The organism is Lutibacter sp. (assembly GCF_040883305.1).
In the GTDB taxonomy this organism is placed as follows: Bacteria; Bacteroidota; Bacteroidia; order Flavobacteriales; family Flavobacteriaceae; genus Lutibacter.
On sequence record NZ_JBFLKT010000352.1, the window covers coordinates 1 to 4,777 of the forward strand.

Genomic DNA, 4,777 nt, shown 5'->3' on the forward strand with positions numbered 1-4,777 from the left:
ATGAAGCAGAAAAAGCTTTTAAAGGAAATTATAAAGATTATGTTGGAAAAGATTCAAAAAAAGAAAAACTATCTGAATCTGAATTAAAATTAATTGGTAAGCCTATTTTAGAATCTTTATCGGTTGATGCTGCTTGTGCCGGAAATCCCGGTAAAATGGAATATAGAGGAGTTGATACTAAAACAAAAAAGCAGCTTTTTATTCAAGGGCCTTTTGAGCAAGGAACAAATAATATTGGTGAATTTTTAGCTTTGGTTCATGGCTTAGGTTATTTAAAACAGCATAATTCAGATTTACCAATTTATTCAGATTCTAAAATTGCAATAAGCTGGGTAAAAAAAGGTCAATGTCGCACTAATTTGCAAATTACTTCAGAAAATAAACCATTATTCGATTTTGTAAAACGTGCCGAAAAATGGTTGAAAGAAAACACCTATGCAACTAAAATTTTAAAATGGGAAACTAAAGCCTGGGGAGAAATCCCTGCAGATTTTGGAAGAAAGTAACATAAGTATTCAAATTTCTTAATAATATTTTAAAGGATAATTAAACTTTCAACTTAAAAACTCTTCAAGTTGATTGATTAAAGTTTTAATAGTAACTGGAAGCTTTTGATGATTAAATTCAAACTGGTATTCTTTTTCTTTTAGTTTTATTATAAAGATTCCTTTTATTGCTCGATCTACGGCTAATTCATCAATTGAAATATTATTCTCAATATCATTAAAATTTATGTTATTTACTAAATTATCAATGTTAGAACATTGAGATTTATTTAATGTTATTTCCTTTATAATGTTGTTTTTATCAATTTTAAGTATGTTGTTTTTTAAATGTAGAACATATTTAAATCCTCTTGTTTGTGCAGAATAGTTGATTTCAATTTCTTTGTTTTCTTCTCGTTTTTCACAAGAAGGAGATAACGTTAAAATAAGTGTTGAGAAAAGAATTAGAAATTTCATTTTTAAATTTTATTTAGATAAAAATACAAAAAAGGAGCGATATCGCTCCTTTTTTAATTGTAATAAAAAATATAGAAAGTTATTAATTTAAGCTTTCTCTAGCTCCTCCAGGTGCAAATATAGCCCTCATTCTAGATTTTTGTCCTTCAGAGAACATATACATACATGCATCATCAGTATAATCCATATAGTTCATTGTCATATCGTTAGATTTACAGTTTACTGTTGGATACGATGGGCAACCATAATTTGCTCCATCAGAACTTGGTGTATCTGCAACAAAATCATCTTGACGACATCTTCCATCTCCCCAAATATGTCTCAAGTTTAAATAATGTCCTACCTCATGGGTCGCCGTTCTACCTTCGTTGTATGGAGCTGCAGATCCACCAGGTAAACTAGAGTATAATAAAACAACACCATCAGTTGATGAAGAACCTCCTGGGAATTGTGCATATCCTAAAATGCCACCTCCTATATTACAAACCCAAACATTTAAGTGAGTTGAAGGAGTAATAGGAGGATAAGCAGATTTTACTGCATTATTAGTTCCCCAAGAGCTTGTAGAATTTGAATGTCTAAAAGTACCAGCATTAGTAAATGTAATTTCACTATCAGCAGCAATACCTGCGAACTCAGATGGTACTTGATTTATATCATTGTTTGCTTTTCTAAAGTCATCATTCAATACTTTCATTTGAGCAGTTATTTGTGCGTCACTTACATTTTCTGCAGAATTACTATAGACAACATGAAAATATACAGGGATATTAATTACACCTAATCCATCATCAACTGGGTCGGTTCCAGGATCGGTTCCTCCGCCTCCACCATTTCCACCACCTGGGTTTGATGGTTTTTTAGCTGCAATAAATTGACGTGTATGTTTTTCGACATTGTACATTTTCTTGTACAATCCTGGATTTTCTTTTAATTGTTGATTTAAAACTTTCATACTATGACACTTGTCATTGTTAGCTCCATTGGCACTTTTTCCTGATAAATCGTCATCAGTATACAAATAAAAGTCGCTCATGTCAACTGCTAAAGTTTCTTGAGTAGGGGTTACTTCGTCAGAGTTTTCCTGACATGCAACAAAAGCAAATGCTACTATTGCGAAAAAAAGAATAAATTTTTTCATTGTTAAGTTTTTAATTATTTGATTAATAAAAGGGTCTTGTCTTCTTTATTTAAGACGGACGAATATATTAAAAAAATGTTAAAAACAAACTAAATGCTAAAATAAATTTAAAATTTATTGAAGAATCGCTAATAAAATAAAGAAAATAACACAATGTCAGAAATTGTTAAATAATTAACAAAGCATTTTCTTTGTTGATATTATAGCATCATTTGCTAAATCAATTTCTTCGAAAGTGTTGTAAAATGAAAATGAAGTACTTACAATTCCAGAAATTTTATAAAAATCGATAATTAGTTGGGTAAGAAAAGATTAATGCCATATAAATTTACAAATTACTTCAGAAAATAATTTTAATTTAAATATGCTTCTAATAGTTTAAATAGCTCTTTAATATCATTTGGTAGGGAATTGTGGTTAAACTCATTCTCAAAATTTTTTTCTTTGAAATGGACTTTTAAAACACCTTTTATGGCTTTATCAACTGCTAAATCATCTATTGATATATTATTTTTAATTTCGTTAAAATCAATTTCATCAAGTGCTTGGTTAATTTCTAGTAATGGAATTTTTGATAATTCAATTTTTTTAATTGTGTTGTTATTATTTATTTCAAGTATATTTTTTTCTAATTGTATTGAATAAATATACCCACGTGTTTGTGCTGAATAATGTATTGAAGTAGTTATCATTTTTTCTTGGCTTTGGCAAGATTGAAATAAAATAAGTATAAAAAGAATAAAAGCGCTTAAAGTTCTCATTATTAAATAATTTTTTAATTTAAAGATAAAAAAGGAAGCCTAAGCTCCCTTTTTTATAATGATGTTTTAGTTTACAAAACTTTCTCTAGGTCCTTCAGAAGCAAAAATTGCTCTTATTCTATCATTTTGGCCATTACTAAACATATACATGCAGTTGTCATCAACATAATCCATATAGTTCATGGTCATATCGTTTGATTTACAGTTAACAGTTGGATATGAAGGGCACCCGTAATTTGCGCCATCAGAACTTGGTGTATCAGCAACAAAATCGTCTTGTCTACATCTACCATCTCCCCAAATGTGGCGTAAGTTTAACCAGTGACCAACTTCATGAGTTGCCGTTCTTCCATGTCCGTAAACACCACCAGCTGCATTTTCACCAAAATAATCTGAACCAATAACCACACCATCTGTTGCTAAAGTTCCACCTGGAAATTGTGCATAGCCTAAAATGCCACCACCAATTTCACAAACCCAAAGGTTTAAGTTATTTGTAGGGTCAGTAGCATCAATTCCACCTTCGCTTTCTAATTTCATTGCGTCTCTTGTTCCCCATTCAGATTTACTTGAAGCTTTTCTGTTTATTGCAGCTAACGTAAAAGTAATTTCAGTGTCAGCAACTAAGTCTGCAAATTCTTTAGGAACTCCAGCTGTATTAGGATTGTTATTATTAAAATCAGCATTCAAAATAGCAATTTGAGAATCGATATGGGCTTGTGTTACGGGATGGGCAGGGTCTTCTAAAATGTTAACAACTACTGGAATAGTAATAATACCAATATAAGGATCTGGAGCAGGTGGAGGTGTATTACCACCGCCATTACCACCGCCTGGGTTTTTAGGCTTTCCTTTAAAATAAATATAGGTACGTGTGTGTTTCTCAATATCAAACATACGTTTTTCCAATCCTGGATTTTCTTTTAATTGTCTGTTTAATACTTTCATAGTTTGACATTTGTCTTTTTTTGCATTACTTGAAGGTTTTTCTACATCACTATCAGTGTATACATAAAAATCACTCATGTCAATTGTTGCAACTTCTTGATTTGGTACAACTTCGTCGGAATTTGGCTGGCAGGCAACAACAGTTAATGCTAATATTGCCAAGGAAAAAATAAGTTTTTTCATCTTAAATTTAGATTATTTAGATTAATAATTTTCTATTTTGGGATGAATATCTTAAAGATACGCTAAAAAAAATAAAAGAAAAACAATATCAATAAAATAATAATGTATTGTAATTATCAAATATTAATATATACTGTGGTTTATTTAACGTTTAACAAAGCATACTTTTTGCTCTTACTAAAGCATAAAATAATAAATCAATTTCTTCAAAAGTGTTGTAAAAAGAAAAAGAAGCTCTAACCGTTCCGGGTATTTTATAAAAATCCATTATTGGTTGTGCGCAGTGATGACCAGTTCTAACAGCAATTCCTAATTTATCGATAATGGATCCAATATCATACGGATGAATTTCTCCAATATTAAATGAAATAACCGCAGTTTTATTTTTTGAAGTACCATAAATCTTTAAACCTTCAATTTGGAGGAGTTTTTTTGTAGCATAGTCTAACAATTTATGTTCATAAGTTGCAATGTTATCAAAACCAATTTCATTCATATAGTCAATAGCAGTTCCAAAGGCAATAACACCTGCAATATTTGGTGTTCCAGCTTCAAATTTATGAGGTAAACCTGCATAGGTAGTTTTTTCAAAAGTCACCTGCTTAATCATTTCACCACCACCTTGGTAAGGAGGTAGTTTGTTCAGCCACTCCTCTTTTCCATATAAAATACCAACACCAGTTGGACCGCAAAATTAAAGTGCAGAAGCAACATAAAAATCTACATCCAAAGCTTGTACATCAGGTTAAATAAGCGGACCAGCTAGTGCGCCATCAAAAAAA

At 30.7% G+C, this 4,777-nt stretch carries 5 protein-coding genes and 1 pseudogene; 1 reads left to right on the forward strand and 5 read right to left on the reverse strand.

Going from position 1 to position 4,777, the window contains the following annotated elements:
- The coding region (locus AB1Z17_RS11290; protein WP_368051897.1) for an RNase H family protein at positions 1–506 on the forward strand (506 nt) is incomplete at its 5' end.
- Between the two features lie 48 nt (positions 507–554).
- On the opposite strand, the gene AB1Z17_RS11295 is transcribed toward AB1Z17_RS11290, so the two are convergent.
- From AB1Z17_RS11295 to AB1Z17_RS11315, 5 genes and pseudogenes are all read right to left on the reverse strand, one after another.
- The gene (locus tag AB1Z17_RS11295; protein WP_368051898.1) at positions 555–962 is read right to left on the reverse strand and encodes a hypothetical protein; all 408 of its coding nucleotides are present in this window, start codon (positions 960–962) and stop codon (positions 555–557) included.
- Positions 963–1,044: 82 nt separating this feature from the next.
- Positions 1,045–2,103, reverse strand: coding sequence for a zinc metalloprotease (locus tag AB1Z17_RS11300; protein WP_368051899.1), 1,059 nt, complete (start codon positions 2,101–2,103; stop codon positions 1,045–1,047).
- 353 nt (positions 2,104–2,456) lie between these two features.
- A complete protein-coding gene (locus tag AB1Z17_RS11305) occupies positions 2,457–2,864 on the reverse strand; it encodes a hypothetical protein (RefSeq protein WP_368051900.1) in 408 nt (135 codons plus the stop codon).
- Between the two features lie 66 nt (positions 2,865–2,930).
- On the reverse strand, positions 2,931–3,995 hold the full coding sequence (locus AB1Z17_RS11310) for a zinc metalloprotease (protein ID WP_368051901.1): 1,065 nt from the start codon (positions 3,993–3,995) through the stop codon (positions 2,931–2,933).
- A gap of 151 nt (positions 3,996–4,146) precedes the next feature.
- Positions 4,147–4,777 (reverse strand): annotated as a pseudogene (locus AB1Z17_RS11315) (aminotransferase class V-fold PLP-dependent enzyme); the annotation flags it as partial.

Excerpts from the sequence above, each read along its gene's own strand:
- AB1Z17_RS11300 (WP_368051899.1), bottom strand. The coding sequence starts at position 2,103 with ATGAAAAAATTTATTCTTTTTTTCGCAATAGTAGCATTTGCTTTTGTT.
- AB1Z17_RS11295 (WP_368051898.1), bottom strand. The coding sequence starts at position 962 with ATGAAATTTCTAATTCTTTTCTCAACACTTATTTTAACGTTATCTCCT.
- AB1Z17_RS11305 (WP_368051900.1), bottom strand. The coding sequence starts at position 2,864 with ATGAGAACTTTAAGCGCTTTTATTCTTTTTATACTTATTTTATTTCAA.
- AB1Z17_RS11310 (WP_368051901.1), bottom strand. The coding sequence starts at position 3,995 with ATGAAAAAACTTATTTTTTCCTTGGCAATATTAGCATTAACTGTTGTT.